The 19,875-nt window shown below is 31.2% G+C and carries 24 protein-coding genes and 1 tRNA gene; 7 read left to right on the top strand and 18 right to left on the bottom strand.

The genetic code is table 11. The annotated features are described in order from the left end of the window. The 5 genes from BKH44_RS06785 to BKH44_RS08835 form a co-directional block, all read right to left on the bottom strand. On the bottom strand, nt 1–1,746 hold the full coding sequence (locus tag BKH44_RS06785; protein WP_180674139.1) for a phage major capsid protein: 1,746 nt from the start codon (nt 1,744–1,746) through the stop codon (nt 1–3). Further along, nucleotides 1,739–3,187 (bottom strand): phage portal protein, encoded by a 1,449-nt coding sequence (locus tag BKH44_RS06780; protein WP_095271601.1) that lies wholly within the window; start codon nt 3,185–3,187, stop codon nt 1,739–1,741. Before BKH44_RS06780 ends, BKH44_RS06785 begins: the two co-directional genes overlap by 8 nt. After that, the gene (locus BKH44_RS06775; RefSeq protein ID WP_095271598.1) at nt 3,184–3,399 is read right to left on the bottom strand and encodes a hypothetical protein; all 216 of its coding nucleotides are present in this window, start codon (nt 3,397–3,399) and stop codon (nt 3,184–3,186) included. The genes BKH44_RS06780 and BKH44_RS06775 overlap by 4 nt, the downstream gene beginning before the upstream one ends. Beyond that, on the bottom strand, nt 3,396–3,716 hold the full coding sequence (locus BKH44_RS06770; protein ID WP_095271597.1) for a hypothetical protein: 321 nt from the start codon (nt 3,714–3,716) through the stop codon (nt 3,396–3,398). The genes BKH44_RS06775 and BKH44_RS06770 overlap by 4 nt, the downstream gene beginning before the upstream one ends. A gap of 251 nt (nt 3,717–3,967) precedes the next feature. Next, complete coding sequence (locus BKH44_RS08835) at nt 3,968–4,108, bottom strand: hypothetical protein (protein ID WP_180674138.1); 141 nt, start codon at nt 4,106–4,108, stop codon at nt 3,968–3,970. Nucleotides 4,109–4,918: 810 nt separating this feature from the next. Between BKH44_RS08835 and BKH44_RS06765 the strand changes: the two genes are divergently transcribed. From BKH44_RS06765 to BKH44_RS06755, 3 genes are read left to right on the top strand one after another with little or no spacing between them, the layout of a single operon-like run. Then, on the top strand, nt 4,919–5,149 hold the full coding sequence (locus tag BKH44_RS06765; protein ID WP_095271594.1) for a type II toxin-antitoxin system HicA family toxin: 231 nt from the start codon (nt 4,919–4,921) through the stop codon (nt 5,147–5,149). After that, nucleotides 5,146–5,511, top strand: coding sequence for a type II toxin-antitoxin system HicB family antitoxin (locus tag BKH44_RS06760; protein WP_095271591.1), 366 nt, complete (start codon nt 5,146–5,148; stop codon nt 5,509–5,511). Before BKH44_RS06765 ends, BKH44_RS06760 begins: the two co-directional genes overlap by 4 nt. A gap of 23 nt (nt 5,512–5,534) precedes the next feature. Then, nucleotides 5,535–5,810, top strand: coding sequence for a helix-turn-helix transcriptional regulator (locus BKH44_RS06755; RefSeq protein WP_095271589.1), 276 nt, complete (start codon nt 5,535–5,537; stop codon nt 5,808–5,810). A 426-nt stretch (nt 5,811–6,236) separates the two neighbouring features. On the opposite strand, the gene BKH44_RS06750 is transcribed toward BKH44_RS06755, so the two are convergent. The 5 genes from BKH44_RS06750 to BKH44_RS08985 all read right to left on the bottom strand — a co-directional run bounded on the left by BKH44_RS06750 (nt 6,237) and on the right by BKH44_RS08985 (nt 8,517). Further along, nucleotides 6,237–6,464 carry a helix-turn-helix domain-containing protein gene (locus BKH44_RS06750; protein ID WP_095271586.1) on the bottom strand — a complete coding sequence of 76 codons (228 nt, stop codon included), beginning with the start codon at nt 6,462–6,464 and terminating at the stop codon, nt 6,237–6,239. A 403-nt stretch (nt 6,465–6,867) separates the two neighbouring features. Further along, nucleotides 6,868–7,113: a transcriptional regulator gene (locus BKH44_RS06745; protein WP_095271583.1), complete on the bottom strand. Its 246-nt coding sequence runs from the start codon at nt 7,111–7,113 to the stop codon at nt 6,868–6,870. 396 nt (nt 7,114–7,509) lie between these two features. Then, a complete protein-coding gene (locus tag BKH44_RS06740) occupies nt 7,510–7,749 on the bottom strand; it encodes a transcriptional regulator (protein ID WP_095271581.1) in 240 nt (79 codons plus the stop codon). A 377-nt stretch (nt 7,750–8,126) separates the two neighbouring features. Next, nucleotides 8,127–8,348, bottom strand: coding sequence for a helix-turn-helix transcriptional regulator (locus BKH44_RS06735; protein ID WP_095271578.1), 222 nt, complete (start codon nt 8,346–8,348; stop codon nt 8,127–8,129). Between the two features lie 43 nt (nt 8,349–8,391). Then, the gene (locus BKH44_RS08985; RefSeq protein ID WP_257842617.1) at nt 8,392–8,517 is read right to left on the bottom strand and encodes a hypothetical protein; all 126 of its coding nucleotides are present in this window, start codon (nt 8,515–8,517) and stop codon (nt 8,392–8,394) included. A 326-nt stretch (nt 8,518–8,843) separates the two neighbouring features. Here BKH44_RS08985 and BKH44_RS06730 point away from each other — a divergent pair, with 326 nt between their 5' ends. Continuing rightward, nucleotides 8,844–9,062 (top strand): hypothetical protein, encoded by a 219-nt coding sequence (locus BKH44_RS06730; protein WP_095271576.1) that lies wholly within the window; start codon nt 8,844–8,846, stop codon nt 9,060–9,062. Here the strand turns inward: BKH44_RS06730 and BKH44_RS06725 are convergent. The 8 genes from BKH44_RS06725 to tatB all read right to left on the bottom strand — a co-directional run bounded on the left by BKH44_RS06725 (nt 9,059) and on the right by tatB (nt 13,884). Then, entirely contained in the window at nt 9,059–10,105 is a 1,047-nt protein-coding gene (locus BKH44_RS06725; protein ID WP_095271574.1) for a site-specific integrase, read from the bottom strand. The genes BKH44_RS06730 and BKH44_RS06725 overlap by 4 nt on opposite strands. A gap of 185 nt (nt 10,106–10,290) precedes the next feature. Next, nucleotides 10,291–10,378: transfer RNA gene (locus BKH44_RS06720), tRNA-Ser, on the bottom strand. A 25-nt stretch (nt 10,379–10,403) separates the two neighbouring features. Next, on the bottom strand, nt 10,404–10,784 hold the full coding sequence (locus BKH44_RS06715; protein WP_095271571.1) for a hypothetical protein: 381 nt from the start codon (nt 10,782–10,784) through the stop codon (nt 10,404–10,406). Then, nucleotides 10,781–10,993, bottom strand: coding sequence for a PP0621 family protein (locus BKH44_RS06710; RefSeq protein WP_257842616.1), 213 nt, complete (start codon nt 10,991–10,993; stop codon nt 10,781–10,783). The genes BKH44_RS06715 and BKH44_RS06710 overlap by 4 nt, the downstream gene beginning before the upstream one ends. Next, nucleotides 10,993–11,571: a 16S rRNA (guanine(527)-N(7))-methyltransferase RsmG gene (gene rsmG / locus BKH44_RS06705; RefSeq protein WP_095271568.1), complete on the bottom strand. Its 579-nt coding sequence runs from the start codon at nt 11,569–11,571 to the stop codon at nt 10,993–10,995. The genes BKH44_RS06710 and rsmG overlap by 1 nt, the downstream gene beginning before the upstream one ends. Then, nucleotides 11,568–12,608, bottom strand: coding sequence for a tRNA preQ1(34) S-adenosylmethionine ribosyltransferase-isomerase QueA (queA, locus tag BKH44_RS06700; protein WP_095271565.1), 1,041 nt, complete (start codon nt 12,606–12,608; stop codon nt 11,568–11,570). Before queA ends, rsmG begins: the two co-directional genes overlap by 4 nt. 4 nt (nt 12,609–12,612) lie before the next feature. After that, entirely contained in the window at nt 12,613–13,362 is a 750-nt protein-coding gene (gene tatC, locus BKH44_RS06695) for a twin-arginine translocase subunit TatC (RefSeq protein ID WP_095271563.1), read from the bottom strand. A 3-nt stretch (nt 13,363–13,365) separates the two neighbouring features. Continuing rightward, nucleotides 13,366–13,884, bottom strand: a complete 519-nt coding sequence (gene tatB / locus BKH44_RS09025) for a Sec-independent protein translocase protein TatB (RefSeq protein ID WP_095271560.1) — start codon at nt 13,882–13,884, stop codon at nt 13,366–13,368. A gap of 201 nt (nt 13,885–14,085) precedes the next feature. On the opposite strand from tatB, the gene serS reads away from it, so the two are divergent. From serS to BKH44_RS06675, 3 genes are read left to right on the top strand one after another with little or no spacing between them, the layout of a single operon-like run. Continuing rightward, nucleotides 14,086–15,375, top strand: coding sequence for a serine--tRNA ligase (serS, locus tag BKH44_RS06685; RefSeq protein WP_095271556.1), 1,290 nt, complete (start codon nt 14,086–14,088; stop codon nt 15,373–15,375). Nucleotides 15,376–15,386: 11 nt separating this feature from the next. After that, nucleotides 15,387–17,837, top strand: a complete 2,451-nt coding sequence (locus BKH44_RS06680) for a tetratricopeptide repeat protein (RefSeq protein WP_095271553.1) — start codon at nt 15,387–15,389, stop codon at nt 17,835–17,837. Next, complete coding sequence (locus BKH44_RS06675) at nt 17,830–19,875, top strand: UvrD-helicase domain-containing protein (protein WP_095271550.1); 2,046 nt, start codon at nt 17,830–17,832, stop codon at nt 19,873–19,875. The genes BKH44_RS06680 and BKH44_RS06675 overlap by 8 nt, the downstream gene beginning before the upstream one ends.

The raw sequence follows: 19,875 nt of genomic DNA, 5'->3' as shown, positions 1-19,875 counted from the left end.
TTAAGCCTTTATTTTTGAAATCACAAACGCATTGTTTCGCTTCAAAGCAAAATCAATATCATAAAATCCCTCGATAATGAGGTTATCCCCTTGTTCTTGATAAGTTTTTATCTCAATGCCATCACTCCAAATGCCTAATATCGCATTAGAAAAATCCCCCAATATGATGTCTCCATCTTTCATCAAGTTGTTTGGATAAATATCAAAGCCTCCGAGTTTGTTATTTTCTAAAAGGGTTCGCTCAGTGGTTACATTGGTCGTATTGATAGATTTTGGTGTGCCTTCAAGTTCAGTGAAGCCCATCGCATTCACAAAAAACGCACATCTTGAAGTATCATAATCTGCTGATTGTAAGAGTCCTTTGAATCTCAAAGTCGATTTGAAATCAGGGGCTTTCATAAAGCTTTCTACCATTTGCACGCCACTGGTTTCAAAAATCCCTGTGATAGGCTCAGGTGATTTGCCATAAAGGACTACTTTTTCAAGTTTTCGCCTTATGCCTGTTACCATTTTTGAAATCACAAAGGATTCTAGGGCTAGTGGAGTCATTTCAAACATCCTTCTAGTGATGATGACTTTGTTAGAGAGGGTTTGAGGGGTTAGTTTGATATGGTCAAAACTTAGAGTTTGTGCCTTAGAAGTTGCTCCCTCATCTAAGAAGACAGCATCTAATTCAGTATTATCTCTTGGGATTTGTTGCACAGATACCAAGCCACTCATAATATCTAGCTTTTGAAGCAGTGGCGATGTGCTACGAACCAAGTCAATAAACTTATCCCCCCTCCAATAAAGTGGTTCAATAGAAGCGACTCCATCATTAGTGGATTTAGTGATAATATCTCCCCCAGAGCCAGTATCAAATTTCTTATAAAAAGTATTAGGGATTTTGAATTTCCTTGTGCTTTGATTGAAAAACTCCATTTCAAAGCCATCAGCCTTATTGGTGATGATGTTAAACAAACTGAACTCTTGCTCAATTTTGGTTTTTGAAGTTTGGATATGGAAGGTTTTGTTTTCTTTGGATTTTTCAAAAACACTCTTTTGAAACTCAGCATAGCTCACTCCCTCACTGATAGCTTTGAGTCCTAATTCCTTTTGCCCTATTATTTCAGCTAATTGTGCGATTTCTAAGGCATCATTTTTGAGGACACTTAGTTCTTGACTTGGCATATTTTCTTCTCCTTGATTTGTATTTTGTTGGATTTCTGGCATATTTTCTTCTCCTTGTTTTTCTTCTGATAATGGTTTTTTTGTTTTAGCAAAACTAGAAACCACCGCCTTAGGGTCAGCACCCAACCACACAGCTGAAAGCTCAATGATTTCTCCACTCTTGATTTTAAAATGTGGCAAATCATCAATCTCACCGATTCGCTCAATATCTGCTTCTCCAAAGCCTACAGATACACTATTAGATAACCCCGCCTTGTATCGTTCAAAAGCTTCTTTAGAAGCAGGGATATTGGCGAAAAACTTCACTTTAACTTTAAAGCCCTCATTATCTTTTTTCACCTCATCAATGAGTCCCACAGAATTATTAAAGGTCGGGTTGTGATCTAAAAAAAGATTCTTAGCCTTCCACTTCACTTTATCTGTATCTATGCTGATGTAGTAATCTTGATAAAATCCTTCTCTTTTAATCGTAGGATTAGCACTCAAAGCCTTAAAACATATGCTCATCTCTTCATCATCAATAGGGTCTTGAGGGATAAGCTTAGCACTGAAATTCAAGTCTTTAATATCAATCATTTTCATCTCCTTTTGGATTGTCTTCTTCATCTTCATCATCTTCTTGATTATTTGCTGGAGTTGGGTGAGGGGATAGCACAGACCTCAGCCTTGAGAGTTCAGTGAGCAAAATATCATTCACTTCTTTTATATCCCTCACTTGTGCTAAAGGCTCGATCCCTTTATCACTCCAAATTTGTTTTATACTTTTGAGTCCTAGTTCAACTTCCATTTTCAAAGCAGTGATTTCTTTTGCTGGGTCGACATAAGGATAACCCTGTGTTTTGAAGCTATATTGAGAAAGGGCATTTTTAGCTTCTTTGGGCGTGATTTTTCCTCTCAAAGCTAGGTTTTGGATAAAGGCTTCATAAATAGGAGAGTGTATTTTTCTAATCAAAAGCTTTTGAATGCGTTTGAAATTTCGCCTCTCTCCTTCAACCCCTAGTCTTGAACTTGAAAAATTAGCATTCCTCAGATTGCCTGTGAAAGTCATATAAGAAATCCCTAGAGCTTTAGCGATTTTAAGGTTTATATCTAGCATAAAGGCTTCTATGTTAGGGTTATGATTGATGTTGAGTGGTTCGATTTTATAATCCTCATTCATAGCTATGATTCGCCCATCTTCTATTTCAATGGTCTTTGGCTCTACAGGCTTATTTTCTTCCAAATCACCCATAAAATTACCGCTATAGCCTTCTGTTTCTTCTTTGGGCGTGGCAATGAGGGATAGTTTAGAAGCGATGTTAGCTTGTGTGATGACAGATTCTATGTATTTATCACTTTGCATCACTTTGAATATCACAGGGGTCAAATGGCTAATCCCTCGAATCTGCTGTGTGCTAAAAGTGCGTTTGAGGTGTATCATATCCTCTGCACTCACACGAATCTTTTTACTCCTATCCATATCATCGATGTTGATATGATAGGCTATGACTTGATTGACTTGATTGAACTCGATACCTTTTTTGATTTTAACCCCATCATTGTAGTTATAATCAATATGCTCAGGAGGGATAACCTGCAGTTTGAGTCCATCAGCTTGAGAACTCATATGCACAAAACACTCTCCATCACGCAGATAGTGCATCAAAACAAATCGTTCAAAGTCTTTAAAGTCAAATTCTCCTTTCAAATCACATTCTTTTTCCCATTCTTTCCAAAAGCCCTCAATCTTGAGGTTAAAATCTTCATTTTGAGTATCCAAATCTAGGATAAAGCCCTTTTCTCCATAGATTTCAGATTCCATTGTTTGTAAATATCCATAAATAGAGGGATTAGAGATAGCAAGGTTGCGAGCAATTTTCAAAAGTCGCAAAGAAGCAGAATCCAAATCAAGACTTTGTAGCATTTTAGCTGTTTGTTTGTAATACACACTCTCAGGAGACAATGCCCCCATATAGTGAGAAAATTGCCTTTTGATAGCAGTTTTTAGTTTTTTGAATTCAAAGCCAAATATCCTCATAACACCACCTGAATATAAGGAGGGAGTTTGTTAGCAGAAGCGATGAAAGAGGCTTTAAGTTTTTCCAAAGCTTCAATCATTTCAAACACAGATTTTTTCTCAATCGATATTCCATCGATGCTGTATTTAATGATTTGAGATTCACTCATAGGCTGGGTTAAGAGTTCGTTTATATGCTGGTTGCACAAATCAATCTTTTCTTTTAAAGTCATCTTGCTTCCTGTGGTTTTATTTCTTCTAAAACAAGTCGTTTTAACACATTGACTTCACTTAGGATTTGCACAATCTTGTAGGATTTTCCAGATTCTTTATGTGTTAGGATATCTTTGAGTTTGAGCTTTGAATTGAAAAAATCCTTAGCACTCATCACAAAGGTATTACAATAGCCAACAGCCCTATCATCATATATCACTTCAGCATTTTGTTTGAATCGCCCCTTAAAGCTAAATTCATCTTTGATAAATTCATCAGCCCCCGCAGAAGATAGGATTGAAGCGATGTCTTTTTGCAATAAAGATTTTGGAACCAAAGCAAGCCTTTAATATTGAATGAGCGGATTATAACTCTTGATTTTTAGGAGCTATGAGTATTTAGGTTAAATAATATTTTAATCCTAAATCACAATTTTCATTTAAAATCATTCACAATCATCTGCAATCATTTATCATCATTTTTATTTGTTTACTTTTGGTTTACTTAATAGATTTTATAAGCATTATAAGCATATTGAAGAACCAAAATTTATAAATTCAAGACTCTACCCCCAAAATCTAGCATCTGCTACCTCACTCCAGCTTCCACCACAACTGAACTCCCAAAATCCTTCATTTCATATGATTTTTTAGATACTATTTTTTTGTTTTTGTCAAGTCCAAAAGTCTTAAAAGCATCAATCTTTAAGCCTCTTGAATCCTCAAACAAATCCCTTCAAATCTTTTTTAAAATCCAAATACTATTTCAATCCCTCAAAACAAAAGCCCTCACTATCTCTTTGAATCAATCCTAAAGCCTTTTTATTTCTAGTATTTTTAAAATCTATTTTCAAACAAAAATCATATGAATATGAACTGACCTTTTTCAACCCACACACCCCCTCTCCCCGCAGGCGGGCAACCGCAGGGAATGGGGGGAGGGTTAGGAAGAACCTAAGAGAGGGGGAGTGCAAAAGAGATAAATTCAATCAATTAAAATTTTAAAAGCTTTGAGATTGATTAAAATCATTACCTTCAATCCTCATAATCCATTCTTAATCTTGAGTTGTTACCTTTTAAGATAAACAACTTAAATCTTTTTTGGATTTAAATTTGCTTTTTAAAAGAAAAAAATACAAGATTTTAAGAGAATATTTTTGTGCACTTTATCACTACAACTAAGAGACATCTCTAGCAAAATCATCAATCAAAGTTTTGTGCAAAATCAATCAATCCATCATTTAAAATCAAAGGCTTTAAAGTCTGTATTTATGAGTTGTTTTAGGGTTGATTTTAAGTAAAGTTTTCAGGGTATATTTTTCGGAAAATCAATAGCCATATTTCATAATGCTTTTGCGGAAATTAAGGGATTTATTCGTGGTTATTTTTCGGAAAATCAGTTTGAAGATAAGAGCAAAATCACAGGGATTTTTGAAGCAGTTTTTATATGATAAATTCAGCGGTAATTAAGTAAATATCCTTAAGAAATATATAAGTAATATATGTGTATAATATACTTATATTAAAGATAAGGATTATGATGAGTTCTAAAGATAAACTTTTGAAGAATATACAAAATAATCCTAAAAATGTATCATTTGAAGATTTAAAGAAAGTTTTAGAACAAAATGGTTTTATATTAGATAGAGCAAAGGGCAGTCATCATACTTTCTATAAAGGAGATATTACCATCACTATCCCATATAAAAAACCTATCAAAGAAGTTTATGTAAAAATGGCCTTAATCTATATTAAAGGAAATAACCAATGAAAAAAGATTTGAATTATTATCTTAACCTACCTTATGACATTTTGATTAAAAAGATTCCACAAGAAGAAGGCGGGAGTTATAGTGCATTTATGCCTGATTTTAAAGAAATAGCATTTTTCTATGGGGATGGGGATACCCCCCAAGAAGCTTTAAAAGACTTAAGAGAAGCATTTGAAGCTACACTAGAAAGTATGATAAATCGAGGAGTTTTTATCCCTGAACCAAATCAAACTGATAAAACAGTGCGTTTAAATATCACTCTGCCCCAACGCATTGTAAATATAATTGATGCTAAAGCTAAAGAAATGTGTTTGAATCGCTCAGCTTTAATTGCAGATTTAGCTAGAAAGGCATTTATGTAAATAAAACAAATAAAGGAGTAAAAATGGATTTTGAAAAATTAAAACAAGAATCAATGAAAGACCCTGTATTTAAAAATGAATGGGAAAGACTTACCCCTTATTATGAACTTCAAGAACAACTTATTAAAGCAAGAGTTCAATCTAAAATGACTCAGAACCAAATTGCTGAAAAAATGGAGGTTAAACAAAGTGTTATCTCAAACTTTGAAAGAAAAAAACTTGATTATCGGATTTCAACACTTATAAAATATGCTGATGCTTGTGGCAAAAAATTAAAGATTGAATTTGTAGATAAATAAAATCCAGAGGTTTGGAACACAATCCAAACCTCTGGATAGATTTTACTTTGAATCCTTTTTGTCCATCTTAAATACTTTATAACTCAAAAGCCCAAGCCATATGATGATAATCCCAAATAAAATATTCTCTAGCATTTTTTAACTCCTTGTGCTAAAATTATGGATACACAAATTTAATGGTTAAGATAAGAGGGCTTAAGCCCTCGTTCAATCACTATGTAAGGATTTTATAAATCCAAACAATGGTAGCGATTAATTCGGAAAGTTTAATCATAAAATCTAACCATTTCATTTGTGTTTCCTTTCTTCTGGATTTAAAAGGATTGTTTTAATCCTTTTATGCTGTAATTATATACTATTTTAATATTATTGTCAATACTTTTAGAATTATTTTGATATTTTTTTCAGATATTTCGTATCAAAATACTATTTTGATAACAACCTCTTAATAGTCCGATAGTCTTCAAGCTCTTTTTTTAATTCTTGAATCTCTAAAAACATCTCTATAGACTTAACAACTTGATTATTTATTTCTGCACTAGTAGCTAACCTTCTTATACTTGCTTCGCTAAGCCCTATCGCTTCACCTAATTCCTTATAAGTCATTCCTAGCTCTTTGGCTGTCTTTTTGATAAGGTTTTGTTCATTGCTCATTTGGATTCCTTCTCTAGTTTTTCTATGCGTTTGTCAATCTTTTTTTCTAGCAAAAACACATATAAGGTCAATAAACTCACTGCTATGCCTAAAATCAAAGTTTCCATTTTTATCTCCTATGGTATAATTAGCTCACGATACAATGTTTAAGCCTCCCCTTTGGGGATTAGCCTGTAAGTAATTTATAGATACTTAAGGCATAAAAAACAATTTGGGTTAGAATCAAAATAGCTTTTAGCTTTTTCATTGTATCGCTCCTTTCTTTTTGGATTTAAAAACAATTCTAAATTGTTTTTATGCCATAATTATACAATAATTAATTGTTATTGTCAATACTTTTATAATTATTTTTAATTAATATTTCATATTTTATAATTTTAAGTTATGCAAAAGAGTTTTAAAATCACTCTTCTACAATATTTTTAAGGGCGTTTTTAAGAATTTCATAGTCTTGTAATTTTTTCTTCAGATTAAGGTTCTCAAGATACAAATCAATCGCTTTTTTTATTTGATTGCTAATTATTGCATTATCTTTGGAAGCCATATTGTTTAAACTATCACCACTATACCCTATCGCTTCACCTAATTCTTTATAAGTCATTCCTAGCTCTTTGGCTGTTTTCTTGATAAGGTTTTGTTCATTGCTCATTTTTGTCCTTTAATCCTTTGATTTTATTTTCAAGTTTATTCAAACGCCACTCATTTATTCCAACCCAGCCTGCCAATATGATGATTAACAAAAATTCTAAGTCCATTTTTTACCTCCTATGGTATAATTAAATGTATAGATAAGATGAACCCCTTTAAAAGGGGCTTTGTTTAACTTATAAATATTTTAGCTATCGCTAAAATATAAAAAACGATTTGTAAAACTATTGCTGCAGCTCTAAGTTTTTTCATCTTATCTTGCCTCCTTTCTTTTTATTTCAAAAGTCTTTTTAAATCCTTTTGATACCATAATTATATATTAATAATATATATTTGTCAAGTATTTTATAATTATTAATATATTATATTTAATATAAAAGTTATTAAAAATACTTTTTTAAGAATCTAAAAAGTCTTTTAAATTTTGCTTAAAAACTTCGCTTGCTTTCAATTTATCTTCTAATTCTTGAATCCTATAATACATCTTTATGGCATATGCCATTGGTGAACTCACATTGTCAGTAGCTATAGCATTTTTGATAGCCCCTTCCGTATACCCTATCGCTTCACCTAATTCCTTATAAGTCATTCCTAGCTCTTTGGCTGTTTTCTTGATAAGGTTTTGTTCATTGCTCATTTTTGTCCTTTTGTAGTTTTTCTATGCGTTTGTCAATCTTTTTTTCTAGCAAAAACACATATAAGGTCAATAAACTCACTGCTATGCCTAAAATCAAAGTTTCCATTTTTATCTCCTATGGTATAATATTTAAGAGTATCAATGCTAAATTTTTTTAGTAACCCCCTCCTCTCTCTTTTAGAAGAGAGATTGGATTTTGATAATCCAGTAAATCAACTGAATCATCAGGACTAAAATTCTGAGTAACTTTAGCATTTGATACTCCTTGTTTTGGATTTGTTTTTAGTTATCTACCAAAAACATAAGAGTATTATATAGAAATTTTCTAATAAAATCAAGATATATATAGAATATTTATAATAAATATGATAATTAAATTAGATATTTTCTAAATTTGAAAGTGTTTTTATAGCATTTTGCACTAAATCCATTTTTCTCTTTAGTCTATGATTTTCTAATATCAAATCAAGACAAAAATCAGCATTTTTTGGGATTTTTTCTTTCCATTTTGAAAAAGCAGTGAAGTGCATTCCCATCATTTCAGCTAATTGATTTTGTGTAATTCCTAATTCTGCACAAATCATTTTTACCTTGTCCATCCTTATCCCTTTTTAGTAATATTCTAAATATTATAATATATTTTTAGATATTTTCATTTTTATCCTTTTCTAGTTTTTCTATGCGTTTAGTTAAATCTCTAATCTGCCACCATGTACAAGCTAAAATCACTATTAAAGAAACACTCGATACAATATCTAACCAATTCATTTTTCACTCCTTTTTTATATGCTATAATGCCAAAACACAATGAAAAAAGCTACCATATTTACCCTTGTAAACAAGGGTCGGGGTTCACCCCGCCCAAATCTTGATGATTTGGCTAATGGTTAAGATTAAAAAACTTAGTTCTGATAAGATTTTAATCGTTTTTCTTAGCTTCCTCATTGTGTCTCCTTTCTTCTGGATTTGTTTTTAGTTATCTACCAAAAACATAATGTAATTATATTATAAATAATTAAAATTGTCAAGTCTTTTTTTGTATTTTATATATAATATGGTATAATTTTATATTAAAACACATAAAAGGATAAATATTGACAAGGCTAGAATTTGATAAAAAAATAAAAGAATTAGACTTGACTCGCAAAACTTTTGCAGAAATAGCAAATGTTAGCTATAGTGGGATTTCAACAAATTGGAAAGATGACAAAGAAATTCCTAGCTGGGTAGAACCCTTTTTATACTACTATGAAAAAAGCAAAACATTTGATACTTTTTTGAGTGCGATTGAGAAGTATAAGGATAAAGATTAATCCCATAATTTTTCTACACATTCCTTACCGCTATCAGGCATCAAATGAGAATAACGCATTGTCATTTGTATGTCTTTGTGATTGAGGAGTTTTTGTATGATTTGAATGCTCGTGTCTTTTATAGCTAGATGAGAGGCAAAGGTATGACGCAATGTGTGGATAACGACTTTTTGCTTATCATCTGTAACATTTTGATTGAAAAGCTTATTAAATAGGTCTCTCAAGTCTTCAGTGAGCAATCTTTTAGCTTTTTGAATAACTTTATCATCATCTTTTAGATTACCCCATTTTTGAAGCAAAAGCTCTTTTACCTCATCATTTAGATAACCTTGATAGGTCGAAGAGTTTTTAAAGTCTCTTAAAACAATGGTTTTATTATCCAAATCAATATCTTTTTTTCTAATTTCTAAAATAGTCATCAACCTAGCACCCGTGCAAAGGGCTAGATTGACAAACAACAAATATTCATATTTATCTTTCAAAACCTCTTTAAGGTTATTCACTTCCTCTTTGCTTAAAAATCGCTCTCTAGCATTATTGACTTTTAGACTCCTGACCTTATTTAGGTTTTGATTGATGATTTTGTATTCATCTTCGGCAAACTTAAGGATTGCTTTTGCTATAGCAATCACTTGATTGATAGTTTTATTAGCTAATGTATCCTTTAAAGAGATAATAATATCATTCATATCTTTTTGAGTGATGAGGTGGATATATTTATCGTTAAAAGGCTCTAAATGCTTGATTCGTCCGCTATATGTTGAAAATGATTTTTTCCTTAGGTGAAGTTTTTGGATTTCTAAATACCTATCAGCAACCTCTTTGAATTTGAGAGGTTTTTGTTCTACTTGACTATTTTCTAACTCTGTTCTTTTGCCAAAAGCCTTTTTTTCATTCCAGCCTTCAAACTTAGTGCCAACTTTCTTATGCTTCCTTTCTCCATCTTTTGTATACCTTACATAATATGATATGTTCCCATCTTTTAAAATCTTATACCTCACACCCTCGTATTTAAGACTTTCAAAAATTTTTTCCGTTCCCATTTCGTTCCCACTTGTAAATTATTTTGAATGATTTTAGATGATTTTAAATGATGAATTATGATTTTTTACATTTTAAAATCACAAATAATTATACCTCATCAATATCGTAATTATGGGTTAAAATGATGTTAAATGATTCCAAATGATGAATGATGATTTTTTTAAGAATTGCAGCTAAAAACCTATGGCGGAGAGAAAGGGATTCGAACCCTTGAAGGCTTTCACCTTACACGCGTTCCAGGCGTGCTCCTTCGACCACTCGGACATCTCCCCTAAATTTTTGAGAATTATAACCTATCTATACTAAAACATCTCTAAAAATAACCCCATCAATACCTATTTTTGCCAATATTTGTATTTCTTCCTCATCTTCAATCATATAAAGTATTTTAAGATCCATCAAATAATTTTCAACAATTTTTTGATAAATTTCAGGAGATTGATCCAAAATAACATATGCAGGTTTTAACGCTGCAAAGATCATAAAATCCTTAATATTATCAACATAGACAGCATATTTAATATTATTTTCACAACAATGTTTTGATAAAACATAATCCTTATCCCGATCACCATAAAACCAAATCATTATATTATTTGGCACAGAAGCAATGCCTGATAATGAACAAATTTCTTTAAACTTTGGATAAGCAATAGCTTTATGTCCAATGATAATCATCTTTGACCTCTTTTATTCAAGCAAGTTTTTGAACAAAAATATTCACCTCTTTTGACTATAGCTTCTTCAGATGAAATATAAGTACCACATTCACAACACTCAATCATTAGTTCTTCTGTTTGCTTTTTTTTCGTCCTTTGAATTGGTCTTCTAAAGAAAAAAAACCATACAACCACACCAATCACAATCAAAAAAAATAAAATCCTCATTAAATTTCCTTTCTATAAAAATAAACCCGATTTTCCCTCAAAAAACATTCATTATCCTTAAAATCTATTTCTTTATCTAAAGAAATTCCTTTATAAAAGAGATAATGACCATTTTTGTTTAAAAACTTTTCAGACCAAAATATCAAATCCTTGCTTGACATCACTGCTCTTGAAGTAATCAAATCTGTATTGAAATCTTGAGGAATCTTTAAATCTTGTATCAAACATTTTTCAACACTTATATTTTTAAGACCCAGTTCAATTACAACACTACGCAAAAAACTTGCTCTTTTTATTCGTGGTTCTGTCAAAATAAAAGCAGTCTTTTTTTTACATATTGCCAAGGGTAAGGCTGGAAATCCTGCACCACTTCCAATATCTATGCAAAAACCAAAATCTTCAATAAACCTCAATGGATAGATAGAATCAAAAATATCATTATAAATATCTTCTAAATCCTTAACACCACTTAGATTATGAACCTTATTCCATTGTAATAAAATCTGAGCATAATGCTCAAAGGACTCTTTACAAGCATTTCCTAAAGAAAATTCTTCAATCAATACTTCCAAATTCATAAAATCAACATCCCATCCCCATAGGAATAAAATCTGTATTGTTTTTGAATTGCTATTTCATAAATCTCTTTACATTTTTCTAACCCCACCATTGAAGCAACAAGCATAATAAGGCTTGATTTTGGTAAATGAAAATTTGTCAAAAGATAGTCTGCATAACAAACCCTATTACCCAAATGCAAAAAAATATCGCATTCACCAAAAAAATCCTTACCTTTATCCAATACCTGTAACCTCTGATAATATTCAACACTCCTTAAAGCTGTTGTACCTATACACAAAATACTCTCAGCTCTATGAATCTTTTGCATTGAAGAAACCGGAATATGGAGAGATTCGGTATGGATTTTATACTCCCTAATATCTGGAGTATCAACACTATTAAAAGTTCCTGCTCCAACATGAAGTGTCAAAAAACAATAATTAAAATTTCTCTTAATATATTCCATTGAAGAATCTGAAAAATGCAATGAAGCTGTTGGTGCTGCCACTGCACCATAATTTTTAGCAAATACACTTTGATATTCAACCAAATCTAATGTTTCATCATCACGTTTCATATAAGGAGGTATAGGCATATGTCCAAGCTCTTCAAGCATTTGAAAAACAAAATTCAAATCAAGACAAATATTATTTTTGAAAAAAGAAACTACCCGATAACCTTCATCAAGCATCTCCTCAACCAAACATTCATAGCCTTTTTGAAGGATAATTTTAGTATTTTTTTTTACTTTCCCCCCAATCTGGACTAAATAAACCTTATCCCTTATTTGGCGATGGAACAAAATCTCAATACTACCACCAGATTCTTTATATCCATAAAGCCTAGCCTTTATGACTTTTGTATCATTGAAGACAATCAGAGCTTTTTTTGGAATAAAATCAAAAATATGATAAAAATCACTATGAAATATTCTGTCCTCTTTGCGATGATATACCAAAAGCCTAGCCTTCTCTTTTGGAAAGACAGGATAAGTTGCTATTAAATCCTTGGACAAAACATAATCATAGCTTTCCAACAAAAAATCACTATTCATTTCACTATGCTTTATTCTCTTTTTCTTTTTTCGATTTGACAGCAGGATTGACGATCTTTGTTATCAAAATAGACAAAAGATAAAGACCAATCAAGGGTAATGCCATAAATACTTGAGAAATCACATCAGGAGGTGTGATGATTGCAGCCAAAATAAAAATAATCACGATAGCATATTTAAAATATCTTTTTAAAGTATCATCTGTAATCAAACCAATTTTTGCTAAAAAATAAGCCAAAACAGGCAATTCAAATGCTACACCAAATCCAATCACAAGTCTTGTAAAAAAAGTAACATAATTTGAAGCAGAAATATTTGCCTCAAACATCTCATTGCCAAACATCAAAATGTATTTAATTGTAAAAGGAAAAACAACATAATAAGCAAATACTGCTCCTGAAATAAACATCAATGTCCCAAAAAATACAAAAGGTAAAACCACTTTTTTTTCATTTTTATACAATCCAGGTGCTACAAAAAGCCACAATTGCCAAAAAATAACAGGTATAGAAATAACAAGAGCAGCAAAAAAACTTACTTTCATCGCTACAATAACGCCTTCTGCAGGAGAAATCTGTACCAACATTCCTTTAACCTGATGGCTATCAAAAGCAAGACTCAAAGGTGCTTTTATCCACTCAAAAATATCTGTCCAGAAACTAAAACAAATCAAAAAAGCTATCAAAATAGTAAATACTGAAATCATCAGTCTCTTACGAAGGTCTTGAATATGAGGCTTTAAATCTTCAAACATAAATTAACTCCCCTTTACAACTTTTGAGGTTTTTTTAAATCCTGTACTTTTACCTACTTTTGGAGTAATTTTATGGGTTATTTTTGGTGCATCATCTTTTTTTGTAGCCTCAACATCTTTTTGAGATGGTTTTTTTTTGGCTATTTTTGATGGTGTATTTATTTGTGCTTGTTCTTTAGCTTGAATTTGTTGATTTTTAGATTTTCTAGTACGTTTTTTTGGTTTTGTTTGATTTTCTTCTTTGTATTCACCAAACATTGTATCTATTTCTTGGAGTTGAATATCTTTAGTGACTTTATCAAAATTATCTTCAAAATGACTTTTATATTCTAAAGCTTCTTGTTTGATTTCACTAATATGAAGTTCTTTATCAAAAGTATCTTTAGCATCATTTAAAGTCTTTTTCACAGCCTTAAAAAATTTGACCACATCTACCATTGCTTGAGGCAATTTTTCAGGTCCTAAAAATATAACAGCAACAATCAAAATGACCAAAATTTCAAAAATACCCATACCAAACATTTTAGATACCCTATTTATAGCAGTATTTTTACTCAATGTTCTGATTGTATAACAAATTAGCTAAACCTTTACTTTGAAATCCATAAAGTTTCATTTCTAAAAAAATATATTCCTAAAAGCCCATAGGAATGAAAAATGCTTATACTTAAAAATTTTAGGTAAAATCTCAAAGAAGTTTTTGAAAATTTAAGGCAAAACATAATGATAGACATAAAATTACTACTAAATGATTTTGATTTTGTAAGTAGCAAACTTCAAACAAGAAAAATAGACTCTTTATTGCTTAAAAATCTAAAAGATACTGCTCTTAATTATAAAAACAAAAAGCAAGAACTAGAAAAATTACAAGCCCATCAAAACAAAATATCCAAACTTTTTGCAGGATATAAAAAAGAAGGTAAAAACATACAAGAGCTAAAAAATGATCTTGAGTCTAATAAAAACAACATTATAAAATCTACTCAAGAAGTAACCAGCCTTGAAGAAAATCTTAATAAAATGTTGTTAAACATCCCAAACTTACCAGATATATCAACCCCTATAGGAAAAAATGAAAATGATAATATTGAAATCAAAAAAATACTTTCTCCTAAAAATTTTTCATTTGCTCCGAAAGAACATTGGGAACTAGCCGAAAAAAATGGTTGGATTGATTTTGAAGCAGGTGTAAAACTTGCTAAAAGTCGCTTTAGCGTCCTCAGAGGTATGGGAGCAAAAATAAATCGTGCTTTGATAAATTTTATGCTAGATTACAATCAAAAAGCTGGTTTTGAAATGGTCACTACTCCTGTAATAGTAAACAAAGAAATGCTTTTAGGTACAGGTCAACTCCCAAAATTTGAAGATGATATGTTTAAAATCAATAGTGATTTTGATGATGAAGTTATGAATGTCGCAGAAAAACCAAAAGGTCACGAACTCTACCTCATATCAACTTCAGAAATCACGCTTACTAACCTTTATAATGACACTATTATACCAATTGAAGATTTGCCTATTATGCTGACTGCACAAACTCCTTGTTTCAGAAAAGAAGCTGGAAGTGCAAGAAGAGATACAAGAGGGATGATCCGACAACATCAATTTGACAAAGTCGAATTAGTAGCCATCACCCACCCTCAAGATAGTCAAAAAATGCAGCAAAAAATGATTGAAACTGCTAGTGGGATTTTAACTCAACTTAAACTCCCGCATAGACTTGTACAACTTTGTAGTGGTGATATGGGCTTTAGTGCTAGCAATACTGTTGATATAGAAGTGTGGCTTCCAGGACAAAATTGTTATCGAGAAATCAGTTCCATATCTAATACTCAAGATTTCCAAGCTAGAAGGGCAAAAATTCGTTTTAGGGATGACAAAAAAAATTCCCTAGTGCACACCCTTAATGGCTCTTCTTTAGCAGTTGGTAGGACACTCATAGCAATAATGGAAAACCATCAAATGCAAAATGGAGATATTCAGATTCCAGAAGTATTGGAAAGATATCTTTAAATTGAGTTCTTATGCCAGATAATCAAAATTTCTCTCAGCAACCAATAAATTCAATCACTGATAAAGAAACACCAAAAACATCTTCTATAAAAAAAATACAATCAAAATTCAAGATATTCACAGATAATGAGAAATTTCAAAATTTCAAAAACATCCTTTTAAATAAATATAACAAACTCAAACAAAACAAAAAAAGATTTTTTTTAGTTTTGGGTAGTATTGGGTTGGTTGCTTTGATTGTAATCATTTTACTTGGATTTTTAATCTCTTCACCAAAAAAACAACAAATACAACCAGAGATTCAAAATAATACACCTCCAAAGCCAGAGCCAACGATACCTCCTATCGCAAAACTTGAAACTACAATACCTCAAATCAGCAATCAAAGCTTAGATAATCTTATTAAAAAAGCTGATATTCTTTATAATCAAGGAGATAAAACTGAAGCTTTGAATATTTTTGGAGACATAGCTTCTTTTTCTCAATCTATTGCGAATCATAATTTAGGAGTCATCAAACTAAAAGAAAAAGATTATGAGAAAGCCATTTCTTCATTTGATAAATCCATTGCCTCAGGTGAAAATATCAGTGCAAGTGCTGTTGATGCAATGATTGGAGCTTATTATTTGAATCAACCTAGTTTGTATCATTATTACCTAAAACTTATGAATTCTCATTTAGAAGATTCTGCACATAAACCATTTTATTCATATCTTTACGCATTAAAACAATACTATAATGGATATTATTTTGAAGCATTGTCTCCATTATTGAATCCGAATTCAAAAAGTTTTGAAAAACAAAACCACAGACTAGCTGCCAAAATATTCTTAATCTTTGATGATGACTATAATGCTTTGACAAATCTATATGAAGTAGCCACAAAAAAAGACTACAAAACACTGGGTCTACTTTATGCAAGAGTTGGCGAATATACCAAAGCCAAAAACTATCTTTATCAATACATCAATATCCATCCTGATGATTTACAAACTTTATTAGCCCTTCAAATCATTGATCTAAAATTAGCTAACTTTCCTTCTGCAGCAAATATGCTAGACAATATTCGTGGCAAAAAAGAAGGTTCAAAAAAAGCATTGCAGACCTATCCTATAAAGGTTGTCCTCAATCAATCTCTTTTTGATGTAAACCTAGCTCAAGAAGAATTTTGGAATCGCAGCTTTGAAATCCAAGAAAAAAATCCCTACAAAATTATCTTTTATTATGCTCCTTTTCGCGTATTTGATGTAAAAGAAGCTTTAAATATGATACGAGAAAGTGGTATTTTTTCTGATGTAAGGAATATTGAAGAAGCAAAAAATACTTTAGTTCGTGGCGGGACAATTTCAAATATCAATAAAAATATTGCCAAAGCCCTCATTGAAATCAACAAAAATAATATCCGAGATGCACTCAAATACCTTATTCAATCAGCTAAATCCAATCCAAATCACGCAGTTTTGCATTATAATCTAGGACTTATCTATGCTCAAATGGGAGATTTTCAAAAATCTTATACCCATTTTCTTAGGGCATATCACTTAAATAGCTATGATATCACTTCAGGATTATTTGCAATAATGGCAGCAAATTTCATACATCAAGATTCAAGCAGGATCCTTTATCAAATATCTCAAGATTTCGAAAATGTGCCATTTAAATCTGACACAGAAAAAAAATTTTTATCTTCATTTATCGGTTATCTCAATAATAATATTAATGATGGTACGGATTGGATAGAACAAGCTCAAAAACAACTTCCTATTTATTATGCCTTAAAAGCAGCTTATGGCATAAAGAATAAAAACAAATATGTCATCATTGAAGCATTCCAAAAACTTAGATCTATATATCCAAAAGATATAATCTCAAACGTTTTATACGAATTAGCCCATAACTATGATACCAATATCAAACAAGTTGCCTTAAGACTACACAATATATTTTTAAGCGACAAACTTGATTTAAACAGTGTTTATTATGGACCTGCATTTGCAAGGGAGTTATATGTTTATATTGGTTTTATCACAGGCTCTTTAGAAAAACAAGAGCAAGCTTTGGAAGAAAAACTAATCTCACAAACTCAAAATCCAAATGGAATCTTACAAGCAATAGCTCTCATTGATATTTATAGGCATAGATTTGAAAAATCCTACACGATATACAACACACTAATTGAAAGCCTCAAAGAAGATGATGCACAAACAAAATTTCTCGCTGCAGTCGCTGCAATTGGTGCCAATCATCCTGAAAATGCAGTATTATTGCTCCAACTCTCAAAAATGGATTCACCAACTAATTATGAAAACCGCTATGCTTTAGGACTCCTTTATCAAGAAGCAGGCAATTTTCAAGCAGCTTCAGGACACTATAACTATATTACCACATCAAATTTCAAATCAGAATTTTTTGACTTTATTATTGATATTGACAAAATAAAAGGCAGCTCAAAAAATGAATAAACAAGCCTTCAAACAACTCAATGCTGCTCAACTTGAAGCTGTCAAATATATTGATGGACCTATGCTAATACTTGCAGGAGCTGGTAGCGGAAAAACAAAAACTCTCACCACACGTCTAGCCTACCTTGTTGATGAAGTAGGTATACCAGCAAATGAAACATTAACACTGACATTTACAAACAAAGCAGCGACCGAAATGAGGGATCGTGCTTTAGCACTTATTGAAAATAATACGTCATACCCACCATTATTGTGTACATTCCATAAATTTGGTCTTTTATTTTTAAAATTTCACATCCACTACCTAAAACGCAGCCCAAACTTCATCCTCATTGATAGTGATGATAAAAAAAAGATATTAAAAACTCTCGACACCACTCTCCCTATTGGATATATAGAAGCTCAAATTTCTCGAATGAAAAATTTTTTACTCACACCCCAAGAAGCTATCAATGCTGCTGGGGATAGACATCAAAAACTCATCGCTAATATTTACAAAGATTATAATGATTTTTTAGAGTTAAAAAATATGGTGGATTTTGATGATCTTTTAAATTTAAGCTATAAAATACTAGAAAAAAATCCTTTATTAGCCGAAGAAACAAGCAATCATTATCGTTATATAATGGTCGATGAGTATCAAGACACAAATTATCTACAATACCAATTCTTAAAACAACTCTGCACCTCTCATCAAAATCTTTGTGTCGTTGGTGATGATGATCAAAGTATTTATAGCTGGAGGGGTGCTGATATTAAAAATATTTTAGATTTTAAAAACAATTTTGAAAATACCAAAATCATCAAACTTGAACAAAACTATCGATCAAGCTCACAAATACTACAAATCGCAAATGTATTGATTGCACATAATAACTCAAGACTTGGTAAAGAACTCCAGAGTACTAAAGGTAAGGGTAAAGAAATAACAATTTTATACACAAATGATGAAACACAAGAAAGCAATAAGATTTCTGAAAAAATTAAAAACCTTTTTGAGCTTGGTGCAGATCCTAATGAAATTGCAATACTCTTTAGAATAAATGCGTTGTCTAGAAGTATTGAAGAAGGACTAAATCGAGCTAAAATTCCTTATAAACTTATCGGTACAATCAGATTTTATGAACGTGCTGAAATTAAAGATATTTTAAGTTATTTGCGTCTTATCGTAAATCTAAATGATGATTTTTCACTCTCAAGGATCATCAATAAGCCAAAAAGAGGGATTGGAAAAACAACTCAAGATAAAATATTCAAACACGTTCAAGAGAAAAAAATTTCAGTTTATCAAGCTTTTAAATTAGGTTATCTTAAAGAAATTACCAGTGAAAAAAATCATCAAACCCTTGAGCAATTTTTCTCTATTATAATTGATTTAAAAGATTATTTATCTGATTCTATACATAAATTTATTGATGAATTTATTTCTCAAATCGACCTTACGAGCAGTATTGAAAACTCAAATGAAACAATTGATAGGATTTCAAATATAGAAGAATTCTATGGAATGCTTCGAGATTATTTTATCCAATCCCCAATGAATTCGCTTGAAGATTTCTTAAATGATTTATCCCTAAGAAGTGATTTAGATACAGATGAAACAGGATATATTTCTTGTATGAGTGTACACTCAGCCAAAGGACTTGAATTCAAATATGTCTTTATTACTGGTTTTGAAGAAGGCTTTTTCCCACTCATTCGAGATGAAAGTGATATAGAAGAAGAAAGGAGGCTAGCCTATGTAGCTTTCACAAGGGCAAAAGATGAACTTTATATTTCTTATGTAAAATCTAGATTCTATAAAGGCAGACGAACTGAATTAGAAAAATCCAGATTCTTCCAAGAAGCAGGATTATTAAGAGAAAAAATAGAAAATTCAGCCCAAATAGACTTCAAAAAAGGAGATTTAATCTCACATAAAATATTTGGTTCAGGGAGAATAATCAGCATTGAAGGCAGTGGCAAAAATGCTAAATTAAAAATCAATTTTGGCGGACTACATAGAGATATCTTAGCTTCTTTTGTACAAAAAGGATGA

Source organism: Helicobacter sp. 13S00477-4, from assembly GCF_002272785.1.
GTDB lineage: Bacteria > Campylobacterota > Campylobacteria > Campylobacterales > Helicobacteraceae > Helicobacter_J.
The sequence above is the reverse complement of the archived record's forward strand: the minus strand, read 5'-3'. Positions and strand labels throughout refer to the sequence as shown.

What these genes read in the sequence shown, in the direction of transcription:
- BKH44_RS06785 (WP_180674139.1), bottom strand. Translation starts at nt 1,746, where the DNA reads ATGATTGATATTAAAGACTTGAATTTCAGTGCTAAGCTTATCCCTCAA.
- BKH44_RS06780 (WP_095271601.1), bottom strand. Translation starts at nt 3,187, where the DNA reads ATGAGGATATTTGGCTTTGAATTCAAAAAACTAAAAACTGCTATCAAA.
- BKH44_RS06775 (WP_095271598.1), bottom strand. Translation starts at nt 3,399, where the DNA reads ATGACTTTAAAAGAAAAGATTGATTTGTGCAACCAGCATATAAACGAA.
- BKH44_RS06765 (WP_095271594.1), top strand. Translation starts at nt 4,919, where the DNA reads ATGAGTTCTAAAGATAAACTTTTGAAGAATATACAAAATAATCCTAAA.
- BKH44_RS06760 (WP_095271591.1), top strand. Translation starts at nt 5,146, where the DNA reads ATGAAAAAAGATTTGAATTATTATCTTAACCTACCTTATGACATTTTG.
- BKH44_RS06755 (WP_095271589.1), top strand. Translation starts at nt 5,535, where the DNA reads ATGGATTTTGAAAAATTAAAACAAGAATCAATGAAAGACCCTGTATTT.
- BKH44_RS06750 (WP_095271586.1), bottom strand. Translation starts at nt 6,464, where the DNA reads ATGAGCAATGAACAAAACCTTATCAAAAAGACAGCCAAAGAGCTAGGA.
- BKH44_RS06745 (WP_095271583.1), bottom strand. Translation starts at nt 7,113, where the DNA reads ATGAGCAATGAACAAAACCTTATCAAGAAAACAGCCAAAGAGCTAGGA.
- BKH44_RS06740 (WP_095271581.1), bottom strand. Translation starts at nt 7,749, where the DNA reads ATGAGCAATGAACAAAACCTTATCAAGAAAACAGCCAAAGAGCTAGGA.
- BKH44_RS06735 (WP_095271578.1), bottom strand. Translation starts at nt 8,348, where the DNA reads ATGGACAAGGTAAAAATGATTTGTGCAGAATTAGGAATTACACAAAAT.
- BKH44_RS08985 (WP_257842617.1), bottom strand. Translation starts at nt 8,517, where the DNA reads ATGAATTGGTTAGATATTGTATCGAGTGTTTCTTTAATAGTGATTTTA.
- BKH44_RS06725 (WP_095271574.1), bottom strand. Translation starts at nt 10,105, where the DNA reads ATGGGAACGGAAAAAATTTTTGAAAGTCTTAAATACGAGGGTGTGAGG.
- BKH44_RS06715 (WP_095271571.1), bottom strand. Translation starts at nt 10,784, where the DNA reads ATGATTATCATTGGACATAAAGCTATTGCTTATCCAAAGTTTAAAGAA.
- BKH44_RS06710 (WP_257842616.1), bottom strand. Translation starts at nt 10,993, where the DNA reads ATGAGGATTTTATTTTTTTTGATTGTGATTGGTGTGGTTGTATGGTTT.
- rsmG (WP_095271568.1), bottom strand. Translation starts at nt 11,571, where the DNA reads ATGAATTTGGAAGTATTGATTGAAGAATTTTCTTTAGGAAATGCTTGT.
- queA (WP_095271565.1), bottom strand. Translation starts at nt 12,608, where the DNA reads ATGAATAGTGATTTTTTGTTGGAAAGCTATGATTATGTTTTGTCCAAG.
- tatC (WP_095271563.1), bottom strand. Translation starts at nt 13,362, where the DNA reads ATGTTTGAAGATTTAAAGCCTCATATTCAAGACCTTCGTAAGAGACTG.
- tatB (WP_095271560.1), bottom strand. Translation starts at nt 13,884, where the DNA reads ATGTTTGGTATGGGTATTTTTGAAATTTTGGTCATTTTGATTGTTGCT.
- serS (WP_095271556.1), top strand. Translation starts at nt 14,086, where the DNA reads ATGATAGACATAAAATTACTACTAAATGATTTTGATTTTGTAAGTAGC.
- BKH44_RS06680 (WP_095271553.1), top strand. Translation starts at nt 15,387, where the DNA reads ATGCCAGATAATCAAAATTTCTCTCAGCAACCAATAAATTCAATCACT.
- BKH44_RS06675 (WP_095271550.1), top strand. Translation starts at nt 17,830, where the DNA reads ATGAATAAACAAGCCTTCAAACAACTCAATGCTGCTCAACTTGAAGCT.